The organism is Paraburkholderia sp. RL17-373-BIF-A (assembly GCF_046030175.1).
Classification (GTDB): Bacteria; Pseudomonadota; Gammaproteobacteria; order Burkholderiales; family Burkholderiaceae; genus Paraburkholderia.
In genome coordinates, this window is sequence record NZ_JARESO010000042.1 from 38,740 (window position 1) to 56,115 (window position 17,376).

The 17,376-nt window shown below is 63.6% G+C and carries 15 protein-coding genes and 1 pseudogene; 10 read left to right on the plus strand and 6 right to left on the minus strand.

All coding sequences use genetic code 11. The annotated features are described in order from the left end of the window. Nucleotides 1-1,125, plus strand: coding sequence for an alpha/beta hydrolase family protein (locus P0D80_RS35145; protein ID WP_408290706.1), 1,125 nt, complete (start codon nt 1-3; stop codon nt 1,123-1,125). 75 nt (nt 1,126-1,200) lie between these two features. Here the strand turns inward: P0D80_RS35145 and P0D80_RS35150 are convergent, their stop codons facing one another. Beyond that, complete coding sequence (locus P0D80_RS35150; RefSeq protein ID WP_408290708.1) at nt 1,201-2,694, minus strand: MDR family MFS transporter; 1,494 nt, start codon at nt 2,692-2,694, stop codon at nt 1,201-1,203. A 215-nt stretch (nt 2,695-2,909) separates the two neighbouring features. On the opposite strand from P0D80_RS35150, the gene P0D80_RS35155 reads away from it, so the two are divergent. From P0D80_RS35155 to P0D80_RS35175, 5 genes are all read left to right on the plus strand, one after another. Continuing rightward, nucleotides 2,910-3,176, plus strand: coding sequence for a DUF1488 family protein (locus tag P0D80_RS35155; RefSeq protein ID WP_132377321.1), 267 nt, complete (start codon nt 2,910-2,912; stop codon nt 3,174-3,176). Between the two features lie 295 nt (nt 3,177-3,471). Then, nucleotides 3,472-4,623 carry a porin gene (locus tag P0D80_RS35160; RefSeq protein WP_408290711.1) on the plus strand — a complete coding sequence of 384 codons (1,152 nt, stop codon included), beginning with the start codon at nt 3,472-3,474 and terminating at the stop codon, nt 4,621-4,623. Between the two features lie 144 nt (nt 4,624-4,767). Beyond that, a complete protein-coding gene (locus tag P0D80_RS35165) occupies nt 4,768-5,076 on the plus strand; it encodes a DUF4148 domain-containing protein (protein WP_408290713.1) in 309 nt (102 codons plus the stop codon). A gap of 352 nt (nt 5,077-5,428) precedes the next feature. After that, nucleotides 5,429-6,064 (plus strand): carbonic anhydrase, encoded by a 636-nt coding sequence (locus P0D80_RS35170; protein ID WP_132377318.1) that lies wholly within the window; start codon nt 5,429-5,431, stop codon nt 6,062-6,064. 118 nt (nt 6,065-6,182) lie between these two features. After that, nucleotides 6,183-6,902: a carbonic anhydrase gene (locus P0D80_RS35175; RefSeq protein WP_408290716.1), complete on the plus strand. Its 720-nt coding sequence runs from the start codon at nt 6,183-6,185 to the stop codon at nt 6,900-6,902. A gap of 15 nt (nt 6,903-6,917) precedes the next feature. Here P0D80_RS35175 and P0D80_RS35180 read toward each other — a convergent pair whose 3' ends face one another. The 3 genes from P0D80_RS35180 to P0D80_RS35190 form a co-directional block, all read right to left on the minus strand. Next, nucleotides 6,918-7,505 carry an alpha-ketoglutarate-dependent dioxygenase AlkB family protein gene (locus tag P0D80_RS35180; protein ID WP_408180953.1) on the minus strand — a complete coding sequence of 196 codons (588 nt, stop codon included), beginning with the start codon at nt 7,503-7,505 and terminating at the stop codon, nt 6,918-6,920. A gap of 124 nt (nt 7,506-7,629) precedes the next feature. After that, complete coding sequence (gene treA / locus P0D80_RS35185) at nt 7,630-9,303, minus strand: alpha,alpha-trehalase TreA (protein ID WP_408290718.1); 1,674 nt, start codon at nt 9,301-9,303, stop codon at nt 7,630-7,632. Between the two features lie 213 nt (nt 9,304-9,516). After that, nucleotides 9,517-11,823, minus strand: a complete 2,307-nt coding sequence (locus P0D80_RS35190) for a PA14 domain-containing protein (protein ID WP_408290720.1) — start codon at nt 11,821-11,823, stop codon at nt 9,517-9,519. Between the two features lie 347 nt (nt 11,824-12,170). On the opposite strand from P0D80_RS35190, the gene P0D80_RS35195 reads away from it, so the two are divergent. Continuing rightward, a complete protein-coding gene (locus tag P0D80_RS35195) occupies nt 12,171-13,070 on the plus strand; it encodes a DMT family transporter (protein ID WP_408290722.1) in 900 nt (299 codons plus the stop codon). A 222-nt stretch (nt 13,071-13,292) separates the two neighbouring features. Then, nucleotides 13,293-14,261, plus strand: a complete 969-nt coding sequence (locus tag P0D80_RS35200) for a DUF4148 domain-containing protein (protein ID WP_408290724.1) — start codon at nt 13,293-13,295, stop codon at nt 14,259-14,261. 40 nt (nt 14,262-14,301) lie between these two features. On the opposite strand, the gene surE is transcribed toward P0D80_RS35200, so the two are convergent. Continuing rightward, the gene (gene surE / locus P0D80_RS35205) at nt 14,302-15,081 is read right to left on the minus strand and encodes a 5'/3'-nucleotidase SurE (protein WP_408290726.1); all 780 of its coding nucleotides are present in this window, start codon (nt 15,079-15,081) and stop codon (nt 14,302-14,304) included. 121 nt (nt 15,082-15,202) lie between these two features. On the opposite strand from surE, the pseudogene P0D80_RS35210 reads away from it, so the two are divergent. Continuing rightward, nucleotides 15,203-15,842 (plus strand): annotated as a pseudogene (locus P0D80_RS35210) (porin); the annotation flags it as partial. Here the strand turns inward: P0D80_RS35210 and P0D80_RS35215 are convergent. Further along, nucleotides 15,752-15,970: an LrgB family protein gene (locus P0D80_RS35215; protein WP_408180947.1), complete on the minus strand. Its 219-nt coding sequence runs from the start codon at nt 15,968-15,970 to the stop codon at nt 15,752-15,754. The pseudogene P0D80_RS35210 and the gene P0D80_RS35215 overlap by 91 nt on opposite strands. Before the next feature lie 101 nt (nt 15,971-16,071). On the opposite strand from P0D80_RS35215, the gene P0D80_RS35220 reads away from it, so the two are divergent. Further along, complete coding sequence (locus P0D80_RS35220) at nt 16,072-17,235, plus strand: epoxide hydrolase family protein (RefSeq protein ID WP_408180946.1); 1,164 nt, start codon at nt 16,072-16,074, stop codon at nt 17,233-17,235. Nucleotides 17,236-17,376 lie beyond the last annotated feature (141 nt).

Consider the following 17,376-nt stretch of genomic DNA (forward strand, 5'->3'; position numbering starts at 1 on the left):
ATGTTTCGTGTGAGCTGTGCCGTCATCGCCAGGCTGGCGTGTGCGGCGGCGTTGTGCTGGGCGGGTGCCGCGTCGGCGGATCAGGCCGACTTGCATGTGGGCGAGACGACGCGGGTGTTTCATCCCGCCGTGGCCCGCAATTGGCGTGGGGCGAAGACCGAGGCGCTGGTGACGCGCATCTGGTATCCGGTCGATACGTCGGTGCCGCAGACGCCGCGCGAGATCGGCGCGCCCGGTCATCCGATCTTTCACGGCCACGCAGCCGCCGACGATGCGCCGCTCTCCACCGCGCGCACAAGCTACCCGTTGCTGGTGCTCTCGCACGGCACGGGCGGCACCACGGACAGTCTCGACTGGCTGGCCGCGGCGCTCGCCGCGCAAGGCTATATCGTGGCGGGCGCCAATCATCCGGGTAACACCGCTGCGGCGCCGCTGACCCGCGACGGCTTCATGCTCTGGTGGGAGCGCGCCACCGACGCGAGCGAAGTGCTCGACGGCGTGCTCGCCGATCCGATGCTCGGCCCGCATGTGGACCGCGAGCGGATCGGCGCGGTGGGGTTCTCGCTGGGCGGTTACACGGTGCTCGAACTGGCGGGCGCGCGGACCAATCTGCAGGCGTTCGAGCGCTTCTGCACGTCACCCCAGGCCGACGCCATCTGCCATCCACCAGAAGCGGCGCGGATCAGCGACGCATCGGGCGCGGCGCCCTTGACGCTCGACGATCTTTCGCCGGAAACCAAGGCGTCGCGCGCACGGTCCGGCGCATCGTATCGCGATCCACGCGTTAAAGCCGTGTTCGCCATTGCGCCCGCGCTCGGTGAAGCCTTCGACAGCGCCACGTTCGCCGACGTGACGATTCCAGTCTCGCTGCTCGCGGGCGAGGCCGACGTCACCGCGCCCGTGGCCACCAACATTCACCGCATCGCGGGCTTGATGCCCAAAGCGCATGTCGAGATGGTGCCGGGCGCGTCGCACTACACATTCCTGGATACGTGTCTCGCCGATGTGGTCGCGCATCTCGCGGGCATCTGCGAGGACGGGCCGGGCGTCGATCGTGATGCGGTGCATGCGCTGGCTGCTGATCGGGCGGTCCGCTTTTTCGCAGCGACGTTGCCCGCGCGCTGACGCTAGCAACAGCGCCGCCGCGCTATCGAACCGAGCGTGGCAGCGCGCAGTGCGGCGCCGTGCTCACCACGCATGTCAATCCTCTAGCGGCGACAACGCCTCGAGCGGCATCTTCTTCTCCGCCCCGATGCTGATCGACGGCACGAACAACAGCAGCGCGACCACGAAGATCGCGATGACGAAGAGCGAGATGAACGTGAGGTGCAGCGACTGATGCAGTACCGCGCGGATCATGTCGCTCTCGCCGAGATTGACGGCCTGATTCTGCAGCAGCGCCCTCAACTGATCCGAGGTGACCGCGGCCGCGCCATTCGAATGACTGAGCCCGAAGTTGAGCACCGCGCCGAACAGCGTCGCGCCCAACGTGCTGCCGAGATTACGCGAGAAGAGGTTCGACGCGGTGGCGCTGCCGCGCTCGCCCATGCCGACGATCTCCTGAATCAGCACCAGCGAACTGACGCTCGACGTGCCCATGCCGAAGCCCATGATGAGCGAACCGAACGCGGCGACGAGCGGCGAGCCGCCGGGCGACAGGAACAGCAGCAGCACCGCGCCGAGCGGAATGAACGTGCTGCCGCCGATCAGAATGCGCCGCAAGCCGAGGCGATGAAACGACTTCGCTGCGAACGTGGCGCCGGTCGGCCAGCCCACCATCATCATCGTCAACGCGAGGCCGGCGATCACCGGCGAGCGATGCAGCACGCCCTGCACGTACATTGGCAGGAACGTGGTGGCGCCCATCAGGATCATGCCGGACAGCAAGGTCGAGCCGTTGCAGGCGGCGATCGGCCGGCGGCTCCACAGCGCGAAGGAGATCATCGGTTCAGCCGCGCGGCGCTCCTGCCACACGAACAGCAGCACGCACAGCACGAAGGCTCCGCCCGCCATCGAGGCTTGCGCGACCTGGTCGTCGCCGGCGTAAGTGAGCGCCATCATGAGCGCGGCGATTGCCGCCATGAACAGCGCCGCGCCGCCGAAATCGATCGAAGGGCGCGCATGCCGTTCCGATTCGCGCAGGAACGCAATGAAGCCGGCCGCGGAGGCGAGTCCGATCGGCACGTTCATCCAGAAGATCCAGGCCCACGACATGTTGTGGATGATGAAGCCGCCGACCATCGGACCCACCACTGCGGAAATGGCCCAGACGCTCGCGAGATAGCCTTGCACCTTGCCGCGTTCGCGCGCGGGATAGAGGTCGGCGACGATGGTCAGCGTGACCGGCTGGATCGCGCCCGCGCCGACGCCCTGAATCAGACGGAACGCGATCATCGCCGGCATCGACCAGGCAAAGCCGGCCAGTACAGAGCCGATCAGAAAGATCGCGATGCCTGCCAGCACGATCGGCTTGCGGCCATACAGGTCGGCGAGTTTGCCGAAGACCACGGTCATCGCGGTCTGGGTGAGCAGGAACGACGAGAAGACCCAGCTATACAGATGCAGATCGCCGAGTTGCGCGACGATCTGAGGCATGGCGGTGGAAACGATGGTGGCTTCGATGGCGACCATCGCCATGGACGCCATCACGGCGGCAATGACGAGAGGACGCGACGATTGCGGGTTGCGGGACATGGGCCAGGAGTTAGTATTAGGATATAAGGCACGTCGGGCGGCGTGGCCATAAGCGGGCACACCGTGACGCATCAGCACGACCGTACGAGGACGGCCGGTGTCGAGTATGCACCCTGCTGAGAATGTGCGCTGACCCTGGGCGGCCTTGCGGACCACGCCGCCTTGGCACAGCGTTTGCGCGTTCGAAGCTTTCTTTCGACAAATGGAGGGTCATCATGAGGATCGAATTCACCGGACGCCGTGAAGTCGTAGCAGCGGCACGCGTCGCCTTCGAAGCCAATGTCGACGGGGCCGACGTCTGGTGTAGCGTGTCGCTGGATGCGCTGAACGACCATTTCGGCAACGACGGCCCATCGGCCCACAACCTTGTCAATACCTTCGAGGCGAATCGCACGCGGATTGAAAACGCTACACGCCGGGTCCTCGAAAAAAACGGGGGACAGTCCGTGGAACTCGAGACTGGCGATTTCAACAGGGCCTGAGCGGCCCGGTTTCTGATTGACGATGAGTCCGGCGCGCGCGCCGGGCTCGCAAGCCACTCGACGGTTGTTGTTCACACGCAACCCGTTCACGCCGCGCACACCCATCGCCGCGCGTCTTTACCTTCAAAAACACCTCGTCAAAGCGCAGCGCATCGCGATTGCTGCGTTTAGATGACCGATTCTTCCAGATTCCATAAAGGACTGCTCCAGGCCACGGGCATTCGTTTCCGATGCCCGCGTTTCTATACTCGCGTCGCTGTTCAACCTGACATTTCAGCTACGCAGGAGCATTGACGTGAAAAAGATTTCCGCCGCGGTCGCGGCGTTCGCAGGACTCGCCGCCGCCACCGCGCATGCGCAAAGTTCGGTCACGCTGTACGGCCTCATCGACGCCGGCGTGATGTACACCAACAACGTGAAGAAGGGCAACTCGCAGGGTGCGCTGGTTCAGGCGACGAGCGGCAACATCAACGGCAGCCGCTTCGGCTTGCGCGGCGCCGAGGATCTCGGCGGCGGAATGCAGGCGATCTTCGTGCTGGAGAACGGCTACAACGTGCAGAACGGCAAGCTCGGCCAGAATAACCGGCTGTTCGGCCGTCAGGCATTCGTCGGCTTGGGCAGCAAACAGTACGGCATGTTCACGCTCGGCCGCCAGTACGACTCGCTGGTCGACTTCGTCGCGCCGCTTTCGGGCACGGCGGGCACCTTCGGCGATACCGGGTTCGCGCATCCGTTCGACAACGACAATCTGAACCACTCGGTGCGCATGAGCAACGCCGTGAAATACACGAGCGCGAATTATGCCGGTCTGAAGTTCGGCGGGATGTATGCGTTTTCGAACAACACGGACTTTGCGGTCAATCGTGCCTATAGCGCCGGCGTGAGCTATGCCAACGGTCCGTTCAAGGCGGCTGCAGGCTATTTGCAGATCAACGGTTCGAACTCGACTACCAATACGGCCGGCGCGGTCGATCTCGGCGAATCCGCGGCCAACGGCACGGGCGGCTTCCAGCTCGGCGCCGATGTGCAACGCACTGCCGGCGCCGCGTTGAGCTATGGCTTCGGTCCTGTGACGGCCGGCTTCGTCTATACGCATAGCCAGTTCCAGAACACCGCGTCGTTCGGCGCCACGCATGGTTCGATGCGCTTCGACAACTACGAGGTGAACGGCAAGTACAGCGTGACGCCGGCGCTGAGTCTCGGCGCGGCCTACACGTATACGAACGCGCATGTGAGCGGCACGTCGAGCTTCGGCTCCGATCCGAAATGGAATCAGGTGAACCTGCAGGCCGTCTATGCGCTGTCGCTGCGCACCGACGTGTATGCCGAAGCGATGTACCAGCACGTGAGCGGCAAGGGCTACACCGCGTTTATCAACACGGCGGGCGGTGCGTCGTCGACGGGCAATCAGGTGGTCGGCACGGTGGGGATCCGCACGCGCTTCTAAGCGTGATTTCTCCAGATTCAGGAACAATCCCTTCGACGGGCGGCCATTATTCTCTGAGGAATCGGCGCCTATATTGAGTTCACTGGTTGCACGGAGAGTGATTCGAAGTGCCGCTGACCATCAATTCCCGGAGGTGTTTCCATCATGAAGTCCCTGCTCAAGGCCGTCGTTATCGTTGCATCGCTGGCTGCTTCGGCCACCGTATTCGCCCAATCGAATTCCCGCATCACGCGCGAGCAGGTGCGCGCGGAACTGGTTCAACTGCAGCAGGCCGGCTATCACGTCGGCGACGGCGATCAGACGCGTTATCCGGAAGCGATTCAGGCCGCGCAAGCGCGCGTCGCCGCGCGCAACGGCGAGACCAGCGGTTATGGCGGCAGCGTGGTGGGTTCGTCGCAAAGCGGCCGCCCGGCTGTGTCCGCAGCGGACTGGAACGCAATGTATAGCCGTTGATTCGACTGGCCCGACGCAGTGTGTGTTGGGCCACGTTGGAAAGGACTCTTCCAGCGCGGCGTATAGATAGGCTTCGTCGGTATCGGTAAAGTAGTCATGCACGCACGGTTTCCGGTGTGCGAGCGAGAGAGTTGGCCCCGGCTGGTAACAGCCGGGGCTTTTTTTGTTGCGCTTCAATTAGGCATGAAGATGTCGTGATGAAGGCGCCCCGTTGCTGCTCGCGCCTGCAGGTTCGTCGAGTTCGTGGTTGCGGCTGCGGTATAGTCGCGCGAATAGATCGCCTGCGTGCTCCCGGCTTTCGTATTGTCGCGGGCACCGCAGGCTCATTCTTTGATTTATCTGGAGAACAACCGTGCAGGAAATCATCGAAGGCTTCATCCGCTTTCAACGAGAAGTCTTTCCGCAGCAGAGCGCATTGTTCAAGCGTTTGTCGATGGCGCAAAGTCCCAGTACGCTTTTCGTGACGTGCTCGGACAGCCGTGTCGTGCCGGAGCTGCTGACGCAGACCGAGCCGGGTTCGCTGTTCGTGATCCGCAATGCGGGCAACATCGTGCCGTCTTATGGTCCGGAGCCGGGCGGCGTGTCGGCGACCGTCGAGTACGCGGTGGCCGTATTGGGTGTTCGCGATATCGTGATTTGCGGCCACTCGAATTGCGGCGCGATGACGGCGATCTCGACGTGCAAAAACCTCGACCATCTGCCGGCGGTGGCGGGTTGGCTGCGTCACGCGGATGCGGCCAAGGCCATCAACGCATCACGCACTTACCATTCGGACGCGGAGTGTCTCGAAGCCCTGGTCAAAGACAACGTGATTGCGCAACTTGCGAACATTCGCACGCATCCGTCGGTCGCAGTCGGGCTCGCGAACAAAACGCTACGGCTGCACGGCTGGATCTTCGATATCGAAAGCGGTGCGATGCTCGCGCTCGACGGACCTACCGGCAAGTTTTTGCCGCTGGCGGACAACCCGGACATTTACGCCGTCTAGCTTGATGTTTGAACGTGAGAGGCGCACGATGAGGCGTCGCGTGAGCGACCAACTTTCACGGCTCATGCCCGTTCGAACGGCACCGCTGGGGCGTTGCTCATGACATAGGAGGCGAGCCATGTGGGGCCGTCATCTGTCTTCCCCCATGCGGCGCAATCTGCTGCTGGCGGGTGCGTCGTCGATCACGCTGGCGGGTTTGTCGCGGCACGTTGCCGTGGCGGCGCAGCCCGCGTCCGGCAATGCGCCGAATTCGATTCCACCTGCTGAAGCGCTCGACCGCCTGATGCAGGGCAACGCCCGCTACGCCGCGAATACCCCTTCAAACAAGGACTATTCCGCTGACCGCGCGGCGCGTGTCTCGGCGCAGTATCCGATTGCCGCCATCGTCGGCTGCGCGGATTCGCGGGTCGCGCCGGAGCTCGCCTTCGATCAGGGTCCGGGCGATCTGTTCGTGGTGCGCGTGGCAGGCAATTTCGTCAACGACGATATTCTCGCGAGCCTCGAGTATGGCGTCGAGATTCTCGGCGTGCCGCTTATCATGGTGCTCGCGCACACGCAGTGTGGCGCGGTAACCGCCACGGTCAAGGCGCTGAAGGACGGAACGCGTTTGCCCGGCCATCTGCCGGAACTGGTCCGCGCGCTCAAACCCGCCGTGCAAATGGCGAAAGTGGGCCACGGCGAGGATCTCGTCGAGCAAGCCACGATCGAAAACGTCAAGTTGAATACCAACCGGCTGATCGTATCCAGACCGCTCATCGGGCCATACGTGAAGAGCGGCAGGGTCAAGATTGTCGGCGGCGTTTACGATCTGGCGACGGGCAAGGTCACGCTGCTCTGACGCGCTTCTCGCTCGTCAGCCGCTGAAGCAGCGAAACGCGAGGCTGATGCGCGGCTCCGTCATGCCCGCAAGTTTGGGAATGCCGTGCTCATGGGTAAATTGCGACGCGTAGCTCATGACAAGACAACTGCCGGGCTCCAGTTCGACATGCACGATTCGTCCGGCACCGGCGCCAGCCTTGGGCCGGATCGACATGCGCCGGGTCGCGCCGAGCGAGACGATGGCAATCGGCTGGGCGGGCACCAGCTTCTCTGTCTTGTCGCTGTGAAGCGCGACGCTGTCGCTGCCGTCGCGATAGAGATTGAGACCAACGCGATTGAACGGCGCGCCCACGAGCGCGCGCACGGCTTCGAATGCTTCGCCCAACGGCGCGGGCAGATCGTCTGCTTCGCGCGCGAAGGTGGCGAGCAGACGCGGCACGGCGACCTCGCGCTCGTACATCATGCGCTGCTGACTGAGCCAGCCGACATTGCGCAGCGCCGCCTCGAACCACGCCTGGGCCGTGTCGGCCGGGATCGACTCGGGTAGATAGCGGATGCCGCCTTCCTCGTCATGGAGGAGAGCGACGGGCTCGGGCGCGAAGAGGGCTTGCTGGGACACCATGATTCCGACGTGGGCTGGGCGCCGCCGGTCAGAAAACGAAGGGCGGCTCGGGCAAATCATTATACTGTGTTTTTATACAGTATTCATGACCTGCCACGACCGCACGACCGCCCTTCGTGCAGCTTCACTCGCCTGGGCTATACAGGTCGAGCAGCTTGAGCGTCACGCCATTGGTCCAGCCGAAGCCATCCTGCAACGGATATTCGCCACCGCCGCCGCCGCCAGTTCCCGCGCCTTCCACCACGTATTTCTCGACCAGTTTCTGATCGGACGCATAGACGCCTTTGACGTCGGTGAGAAAGCGCGTGCCGATCTGTTGCGCGAGCGCGTCCTGGCCATAACGCTTCAAGCCCTGAATCGCCGCCCAGTGCAGCGGCGCCCAGCCGTTCGGCGCGTCCCATTGCTGCGTCGTGTTGTAGGTCGTCGTGACGAGGCCGCCGGGTTGCAGCAAGGTCGACTGCACCTGTTTCGCCGTCTTCAGCGCGCGATCCGGCCACGCCGCGCCGACGAACAGCGGAAACACCATCGCCGCGGTCTTGTTGTCGCGCGGTTTGGCGAGCTGCCAGTCATAGTCGCCGTAATAGCCGTTGGGATTCCACAGATAGCGGTTGATGCCGAGCGCACGCTTCGCGGCGCGTTGCGCGAATTCGCCGACGCAGCGGAAATCCCGCGTCTCGCCGCAACCCTTGGCGATGGTGATCTCGAGGTGGAACATCAGGCTGTTCAGGTCGACCGGAATGATCGACGTGGTGCGCACCGTCGCGAGCGTCATGTTGTCGCCGAACCAGCGCGAGCTGAAATCCCAGCCGCTTTCGGCGGTCGCCCGCAATTCGCGGTAGACGTCGTTCGGATTGCGGCCGCTCGCCTGTTTCGCGGTCTGGATGTCCTCCAGATACGATTCGTCGCGCGGCGTGTCGAGCTCATCCCAGTAGCGGTTGAGCACCGTGCGATCCGGCATCACGACGACGTTGCGCGTGGCCGAGCCGGGTTGCGTGGTGTTCTCGCCCTGCATCCAGTACGCGTATTCCTTGCGCAACGCCGGCAGATATTTCTGGTAGACGCCGTGGCCTTCCACCTTCGCGGCGAGTTCCACCATGTGCGAGAAAAACGGCGGCTGTGAACGGTCGAGGTAGTACGTGCGATTGCCGTTTGGAATGTGGCCGAAGGTTTTGATCTCGTAGGCGAAGTTGTCGAGCATGTCGTCGACGAGATTTTCGTTGCCCGATTCCTGCAGCCCCAGCATCGTGAAATAGGTATCCCAGTAGTAGCCTTCGCGGAACCGGCCGCCCGGCACCACATACGGTTTCGGCAACGGGATCAACGAGCTGTTGGGTGGCGCGCTCGTGGTGGTGCGGGTCAGTGCGGGCCATAGCCAGTTGATGTGTTCACGCAGCGTCTGGTTGGCGGGCGGCGTGATGACCGGCTCGCTCGGCGGCGTGAAGTACTGGTTGACGAAGTTCGCCAGCGAAAAACCGGCAGTGTTCTTCTGTTGCTCGTACAACTGCACGATCGTGGCGGGATCGGCGTTCGGCGTTGCATCGACGAAGGTCTTCTGGTCCGGATAGATCTGCGCGGTTTGCACGGCCACGAAGAGGTCGCCGTAGAGTTTGTCGGGCGCGGGCGGAAGCGTGCCGCCGACCTGGGTGTCGGCGTGGCAGACGCCGGCGAGACTGATCAGGAAAACGAAGCTTGAAGCGGCCGCTATGCGGTGCAGCCTGATGGATTCAGTGGTGCGGAAAGAGGTGCGAGATGCGATGTCGGCGCGCCCGAAGCTGCGCAATTGCGATGACTCAATCATGTCTCCTCCAGAGGAATGGGCAACAGGATTGGTCTGCCTCGCGCCCACGGTTTCTTCTTGGGATGACCAGGGCGTGGCTAGCATCGCACAAATTACAGGGCGTTACAAACGGCTATGGAAACGGCATGCGCGAGATGCGCATGCCGCTGCACTGCACAACCAGCCGCGCCGGCGGTTTTACTTTTGCTGCCGGCCCGCTGAGTTCGACTTCCTCTAGTTCGACGTCACGAGCGAATCGGACGGCACGATCCGCAGCGTGTTCGGATTGCTCGCCGCCGGGTTCGACCACAGCAGATGCATGCTGGCCGCACCGGTGCCGTGCACATACTCGACCTTGATCGACGCGCGTTGCTTCGCGGCGAGCCAGGTCTTGCCGCTTACGGTGGATTGCGTCGAGGTCTTTTTGTCGATGATCTTCACGCCGTTGATCCACAGGCGCGCAACGTTGTCGCTGTCGATCGAGAACGTATAGAGGCCGTCCTGCGCCGCCTGGATCGCCCCGGTCCAGCGCACACCGTAGTGAGTCGCGTTGATGCCCGCGGAGGCGTCAGGCGAATCGGTGCCGCGCTCGGTGTTCAGATCGAAGTCGATCAACGGCGTAATCGAAGTCTTGACGGGCGCGCTCGCGAACGTCGGATCGTTGTAGTACCCGACTTGCAGCACCGGCAGCTTCACGTTGAAGCCACCTGTCAGCGCCTGCGTCTCCGAGGTCTGCCACGGATGGCCGTCCGGATAGATCGTCCCCTGGAAGGGCGTCGCCGGTTCGATCGTGGCGGGCGCGCCCGGCACCTGGCCCCAGTGGAAGCGCGTGTTGGTGCGGCCGATCATCAGCTCCCACACGATGAACCCCGTCGTGCCGCCGTAGTTCGACACGATGCCCGGCATGGTTTGACCCGTGGTGCCGGGGAAGCCGCGCTGCAGCGTTTCGGAATTCAGCGCGCTGACATTGCTGCCGTTCACCGGACCCGTGTACGGGTTGCCATACGGATGGAACGCATAGAAGTCGGAGAAGTACGTGCCTTCGTCTTCCTGCACTTGCGGCGCGTTGATCGGCTGCGTCGCGCCCGCGTTCAGGATGGCGATGCGTGCATCGTTCATCAGCGCCGCGCGGGTTTCCTGCAATGCACCATTGCCGCTGCAGCCGGGTTCGTTCATCGTCTCCCAGAAAATGATGCGCGGATCCTTGCGGTGTGGCGCGACGAAGTCGGTGATGTAGCTCGCGAGACTCGCCTTATACGTGATGGCGGAATTGGACGCGGTCGGCTGGAAATACGCCTGTTCCACCGGCGTACCCGGCGACTGCACCCACCGGCTGTTGTGCACGCCCCAGACCGGCGCCGGCTGCGGGCCGAACTGCGGCGTCGGGTTCCAGCAGTCGTCGTAGAAGATCGGCGAGACCTTGATGCCGTGGCGCGCGGCGATTTTCAGCAGGTTCTCGAACTTGCTCAGGAATGCCACACGATCGTTTGCCCACACCAGGTAATGCAGATAGACCGCGATCGTGTTCATGCCGTAGGTCTGCGCATACGTCAGTTCGCGATTGACGATCTCCGGATCGTAGTTCTCCCAGAAGTCGATCGCGTTCACCGCGTTGGAAGGCGTGTAGACCGCGCCGACCACCTTCGAGAAATCGTAGCTCGGCGATGTCACGGTCGGATACGTGCGGATCGTGATGTTGCTGAAGGTCGCGCCGACGCCGAAGCGCCGCAACCCGAAGCTGCCCGACTGGAAGGCGGCGGGCAGGGCGTTGGTGGCGTCGTTCACGCTGATCACGCGCTGCTGGTCGAGGTCGACGGTGATGGCCGTGCCGCTCGTCGTGACCTTCAGATGGTGCGTGCTGCCGCCGACGATCGTGCTGACCGGATACGAGATGAAGTTGGTCCAACTGTTGTTCTGACGGCCGACCACCAACGAATGCGTACCCGTATCGAGGCCGATGAAGTAGCCGGTCAGGCTGTCGGGGCCGCCGGCCGTCGGGTTTGTGACGCGCACGATAAAGCCCGCGTTCGCGGCGCCGCTGCCGACCGGCGCGCTGACCGTCACGTCCGCTTCATACGACGCGCTCGCGTAGGTGCTGGCGAGCGCCACTGTTTTGTCGCCCGCGCCGGTGCCGTTGGTGGCCGGCGCGGGAATGGTGATGGTGGAATTGTTGGCGCCCGGCGCCCAGCCCTGGGTCGATCCCGGCGCGAGGTAGTTCGTGAAGTCGCCGAACGAAAGGGTGGTAGTGGAGACCGGCGCGGGCGGCGCCGGCGGTGTGTAGGGCGGAAGGTTGAGCGTGGGGTCGGCGATCACGAGCGGCGGGGTCGTCGTCTTCATGCCGACCGGAATGGCCTTCGCGGCCTTGAATTCGCTTTCGACGTTAGCCGTGTCGGCCGCCGAGGCCGCCAAAGCTGCCGAAGCGGCAGAGGAATCGACTGCGGCCACCTGCTTGTCCGCCGACGCTGACGCGTTCGGCGAACCGTCATTGCCACCGCAAGCGCCCAGCATGGCGAGCGCCGCAAGCACAAGGTAATTGCGCACCTGTATCTCCTGATGTCCCCGCTTAATTGATGGTCATAATTATTATTAATTCTGCATAGGGCCAAAGACAGTGCGTCGTAGCCTTATGAATATGGAAATCGATATGAATAATATTATTAGTTTGACGGACCTGTATCCGTACTTACCCCGAATTGTTGAACGGCAAAGATCGCGCTAGGCGAAGTGGAGACCGGTGGCGAATGCGAGGCGGACCGGGTCAATGTCTTGCGCGCCCGTCGATCCTTCACGGAGCCGCAGGCATAATCCGTTTTTCCAACATTGCGAGCCGCGTAGCCGGCACGCAAAACCGGGGCGAAGCGTCGTTTTGCTCGCTCCCAGGACACTCCATGCCGCCCATCACCGCTGTCCGCACGAGCGCCGCGCCCTTGCGCAGCGTTGCGCTGATCCTCGTGTCGATGTTCTGTTTCGCGCTGGTCGATGCGCTCGCCAAATCCGTGGCGCTCGCTTATCCGGCTAACGAGGTGACGTTCTTCCGCATGCTGTTTGGCCTGCTGCCCGCCGTGGCGGTGTGCCTGCGCGGCAAGCCGATCGTCGAGCGGATCAGGCATATGGACGTGCGCGGGCAGACCATTCGCGCGCTGACGTTGCTCGGCGCCTCGGGTCTCTTCTTCGCCGGTTTGCCGTACATGCCGCTTAGCGAAGCGGTGGCGATCGTCTACTCGGAAACTTTGCTGGTGATCGTGCTCGCGCCGCTGTTGCTGAAGGAGGCGCTGAAGCCGCGCGACGCCGTGGCCGCGGCAGTCGGCTTTGTCGGCGTGCTGTTCGTGGTGCGCCCCGACGGCTCGCATTCGAGCTGGCTCGGTCCCGTCCTGCTGATGTCGAGCGCCTTCTTCGGCGCGCTATCGATCATTCAGATCAAGCGCATTCGCGCTTCCGACGATTCGGGCACCACGGTGCTGTATTTCACGGTGATCGGCACGATCGTCGCCGGCGCGTCGCTGTTTTTCGCATGGCGCACGCCTTCGCTCCAGGCGCTCGCGGTGATGGCGTTGCTGGGTGGCTTCGCCACCGCCGGACAATTGCTGATGACCATGGCGTTTCGCCAGGCCGACGCCGGCGCGCTCGCGCCGTACAACTACACGAGCATCGTGTGGGCGGCACTGTTCGGCTATGTGGCATGGGGCGAGACGATCGGCGCCATGTCGCTGCTCGGCATTGCGTTGATTGTCGGCAGTTCGATTGCCGTTGCGATGCGTGGGAAGCAGGAAGAGGGGCCGCTTGTCTAGGCGTGCGCGCTGCGCTCCCGGCACTGCTTCGCAGTTCCAAATAGTCGCCAACGGAAAGCGTGCCTCGAAGCTGGCTTTTTCGGCCAACGAGGCAGGCACAATCGGACGATTCGACGCCTGAAGAATATAAATAGAAAATGGGCGCATCCAGTTCGCGTGCGACATCGTACGTGACTTGATTCCGCAGACGCGCACGTACCACGGCTGGAAGGGGGAGACGTCATGCATAGCGAACCCAGGAAGATCGTTCTCACGGGCCTCGTCGTCAGTGCTGTTGCAATCGCCGCGTATGTTTCGCACGCCAGCAAACCCTGGACGTCGACGGACGAATTCGGCTCGGCGCGCGGTGACACGCCGGCTTACCGCACGCGCGGCGACACCATCAGCGGTGCGGTCATATCCGGTCCGGTCACCGCTCGCAGCGATTCGAGCAGTGCGATGGCCGGCAGCCTGCAGGCGGCGCGCAATAGCCTGCAAGGCAACGATCTTGCCGCCGCACAGGCGCAATTGGACGCGGTCCATTCGGCCCATCAGGATGACGATCAGGTTCGCGCGCTGCAAAAGGAAGTGCAGACGCGCACGGATAACGAGCAGCGTGCAGTGAACGCGGCGCAAGTCGAGAAGACGCCGCAACCTGCCGCGAAGCCAGCACGGATGTCTTCGACGAAACATGCGCGGTCGCGTGAGGGCCGCCTTGCGGGCCGCGAGCATACGAACCGTTCATCGAGTTATGCAAAGAGTCAGGCGGCGTTGGACAAGCTGGTGGCACGCCTCGACAGCAATAGCGTGCCGGACGTGAGAACGCCAGCTACCGGTGGACCTGCTATGGCAAGTCAACCGGCGTCGATTCAGACCGGGCTCAAGGTGATGCAGAGCACGAGCAGCGCGCCCGTCGGCGTGCCGGCACCGCCGGTCCAACAGCGGGAGCAAAAACCGCCAGCGGTATCAATAGTGCCAGCGCTGCCGCAAGCCGACCTGACCACGCAAGCCACGCTGCCGTCACCGCCGTTGGTTCAGTCCACGCCGTCCGCCGCCACGGGGGTGAAAACGGACGACGGCCCGAAGACACGCTCGCAGGTGCGCGCGGAGCTCGCCCGCGCCCGGGAGACCGGCGGCCTTCCCGCGTTCGGCAATCCCGATCCCGCGGGGCCAGGCGGGGCGCCGAGCCTCACCGGCGCGCCGCGTCCGTGAGGCTGCGCAAACTGGCGATCGGCAAAGGCTGACCAGAGGCTTAACTCAGCGAAGCCGCGAGCCGCGCGAAGGTAGGTTCGTCGGTGCGATCGAAGGCGAGCGGCGTGACTGACACGCGCCCCGAAGCCACCACGGCTGTTTCGCTATCGGGATCGTTCGCGCGTGTGCCGCGTTGAAAGCGCAACCAGTAATAGGCCATGCCGCGCGGATCGACTTGCGGCAACACGTCGATATCTTCGACGAGTCCAACGCCCTGGCGGGTCGGCGTGAGCGGACCGGCAAGCGCCGCATCGACATTGGGAAAGTTGATGTTCAGACAGGTGGGCGCGGCACGCTCGATGGCGAGCAACTGGCGGATCACGCCCGGCGCGAGCGCACGCGCGGTGTCCCAGCGCACGTTGTCGCGGTTGCTGAAAGTCTGGCTCAGCGCGAACGACGGCAAGCCGAGCAACAGGCCCGTCATGGCGGCGCCGACGGTGCCCGAAAACATCGTTTCCACGCCGAGGTTGCCGCCGCGATTGATGCCGGAAAGAATCAGCGTGGGCGGCGTGTCGCGCATCAGGTGGCGCACGCCCATCACGACGCAATCGCCGGGCGTGCCGGCCACGCCGAAACGCCGCTCGCCCTGGCGGCTCACGCGCAGCGGCGAATGCAGGCTGATGGAATGCGACGTGCCGCTCTGATCGTGCTCGGGCGCGACCACCCAGACTTCGTGCGCGAGCTCGGCGGCAACGGCTTCGAGCACGGCGAGGCCGGGCGCGTCGATACCGTCGTCGTTCGTCAACAGTACGCGCGGCACTTTGGATTCATAGGCAGACATCGCGGCAAACTCCTCTCGGTGGGTAAGGGAAGGGAGGCCTCATTATCCTGTCATCGGCTCTCGCTTGCCTCGATGCAATCAGGACAGCGCCTTTCCGACCGGAATCAATTTGCTTTGCGCGCTGCGCGGTTCGGAAGATCCGGGCAGCGGACTGAAGGCGATCTTCGTCCTCGAAAACGGCTTCAACCTCGACTGGCAAGCTGGGCCAGAACAGCCGCGAGTTCGGCCGCTAGGCATTCGTCGGCCTGTCGAACGACCAGTACGGCGCGGTCACGCTCGGCCGCCAGTACGACAGCGTGGTCGACTATCTCGGCCCGCTCGCGCTGAACGGCACGCAAAACGGCGGCACGCTCGCCTCGCATCCGTACGACAACGACAACCTGAACGACTCGGTGCTTATCAACAACGCCGTCAAGTTCCAGAGCGTCGATTACGGCGGCTTCAAGGTCGGCGCGCTGTATGGCTTCTCGAATGCGGCGGGCAGCTTCGCGGACAGTCGCGCGTATAGCATCGGCGCATCGTATGTGTTCGGCGGCCTGAAGGTCGCGGTCGCGGCAGGCTACCTGCAGATGAACGGCGGCGGTTCGAGCACCAACAGCAGCGGCGCGGTCGCGAGCGGCGACTCCACCTTCAACGCGGCACGTCAACGCACCTATGGCGCGGGCGTCAACTACGGCGCCGAATACACGGTCGAAATGACGAGCACGGCGGTCAAGGATGGAATGCCGCCGATCTCGGAAGCGACCGCCATCGCGATCGGCGTGGTCGCCGATCTGGGTGCGAGCGACGCTATCGTTTGATGCGATGCGCAGCAGCGGGCAGCGCAGCGAGCGCTTGAAGCATGGCGGTCTTCAGAACGCGGAACAGAAAATGCGCCGTTGTGTACCATGCAGATTGCCTCGTGCTTGTTCGCTGCCTGAGCTGAGCGTGGACTTTGCTGTTAGAGGTAGCTGCGCACGTCAACCAACACCCCGTACCGGACAAGTTGCCATGCAGACACAACCGTTTCAGATTGCAATTGCCGATCACGATATCGATGATCTTCGCCGCCGTATTCGCGCGACCCGCTGGGCACCGGCGACGCCGTCGCCGGCCTGGCAACAGGGCGCCGATTCCGCGTGGCTGCGCGAGTTGGCGTCGTATTGGGCCGAACATTTCGACTGGCGCGCGGCCGAGCGCGGCTTGAATCAGCAGCCGCAATTTCTCGCCGATGTACAGGGGCAGCGCGTGCATTTCGTCCATCGGCGTGGCGTAGGCCCGGCGCCTTATCCGCTCGTGATCACGCATGGCTGGCCCGGATCGTTCTTCGAGTTCCACGCTTTGCTGGACCGCTTGTGCGACCCGGCCGCATCCGGTGGCGATCCTGCCGATGCGTTCGATGTCGTCGTGCCGTCGCTGCCTGGCTTCGCGTTTTCGCAGGCGCCCGCGCAGCCCGGCATGTCCGCGTTTCAGGTGGCGGATCTGTGGGCCTCGCTGATGCAAGGCCTAGGTTATGAGCGCTTCGGCGCGCAAGGCGGCGACCTCGGCGCCGGTGTGTCGATCGCGCTCGCCGCGCGGCATCCGCAAGCCGTGGACGGCATTCATCTCAACTTCCTGCCGAGCTCGTATGAGCCGGCCATCGGCGCGGCGCAGAAACCGCTCACGCCGGCCGAGGAAAATTTCCTGCGGGAGAAGAACGAGTGGGCCGCGCTCGAAGGCGGTTATGCGCACATGCACACCACCAAGCCGCAGACGCTCGCGGCGTCGCTCAACGATTCGCCGGTGGGATTGGCTGCATGGATCGGCGAGAAATTTCGGGCGTGGAGCGATTGCGAAGGCGACGTGGAGCGTGTGTTTTCGAAAGACGAACTGCTCACCAACATTTCGCTCTACTGGTACACGCAGTGCATTGGCCCAGCGATCCAGATGTACTGGGAAAACCGCTTGCAACCGATGCGTTTTGCCGAAGGACAACGCGTCGCGCCACCCGTCGGCTTCGCGCACTTCCCGAAGGAGATCAATCACCCGCCGCGCAGTTGGCTCGAAAGAACCTTTGATGTCTTGCAATGGACCGACATGCCGTCCGGTGGACATTTTGCCGCGATGGAAAAGCCCGATCTGCTCGCCGCCGAAATTCGCCAGTTCTTTCGGCCGCTGCGGCAACCGCGGCGCTAGTTCAACGCGGCCGCGACGTTTGGCGTCGGGAATCTAGTCGACGGCGCGAAGCTCGGCGAGTCCGCGAGTCCGCGTGTCGCCATGAGACAAGACATTGCATTGTTCGTCATCTCGATCAACCATTAAATTTGGTCAGGCCGT

What these genes read in the sequence shown, in the direction of transcription:
- P0D80_RS35145 (WP_408290706.1), top strand. Translation starts at nt 1, where the DNA reads ATGTTTCGTGTGAGCTGTGCCGTCATCGCCAGGCTGGCGTGTGCGGCG.
- P0D80_RS35150 (WP_408290708.1), bottom strand. Translation starts at nt 2,694, where the DNA reads ATGTCCCGCAACCCGCAATCGTCGCGTCCTCTCGTCATTGCCGCCGTG.
- P0D80_RS35155 (WP_132377321.1), top strand. Translation starts at nt 2,910, where the DNA reads ATGAGGATCGAATTCACCGGACGCCGTGAAGTCGTAGCAGCGGCACGC.
- P0D80_RS35165 (WP_408290713.1), top strand. Translation starts at nt 4,768, where the DNA reads ATGAAGTCCCTGCTCAAGGCCGTCGTTATCGTTGCATCGCTGGCTGCT.
- P0D80_RS35175 (WP_408290716.1), top strand. Translation starts at nt 6,183, where the DNA reads ATGTGGGGCCGTCATCTGTCTTCCCCCATGCGGCGCAATCTGCTGCTG.
- P0D80_RS35180 (WP_408180953.1), bottom strand. Translation starts at nt 7,505, where the DNA reads ATGGTGTCCCAGCAAGCCCTCTTCGCGCCCGAGCCCGTCGCTCTCCTC.
- treA (WP_408290718.1), bottom strand. Translation starts at nt 9,303, where the DNA reads ATGATTGAGTCATCGCAATTGCGCAGCTTCGGGCGCGCCGACATCGCA.
- P0D80_RS35195 (WP_408290722.1), top strand. Translation starts at nt 12,171, where the DNA reads ATGCCGCCCATCACCGCTGTCCGCACGAGCGCCGCGCCCTTGCGCAGC.
- P0D80_RS35200 (WP_408290724.1), top strand. Translation starts at nt 13,293, where the DNA reads ATGCATAGCGAACCCAGGAAGATCGTTCTCACGGGCCTCGTCGTCAGT.
- surE (WP_408290726.1), bottom strand. Translation starts at nt 15,081, where the DNA reads ATGTCTGCCTATGAATCCAAAGTGCCGCGCGTACTGTTGACGAACGAC.
- P0D80_RS35215 (WP_408180947.1), bottom strand. Translation starts at nt 15,970, where the DNA reads ATGGTACACAACGGCGCATTTTCTGTTCCGCGTTCTGAAGACCGCCAT.
- P0D80_RS35220 (WP_408180946.1), top strand. Translation starts at nt 16,072, where the DNA reads ATGCAGACACAACCGTTTCAGATTGCAATTGCCGATCACGATATCGAT.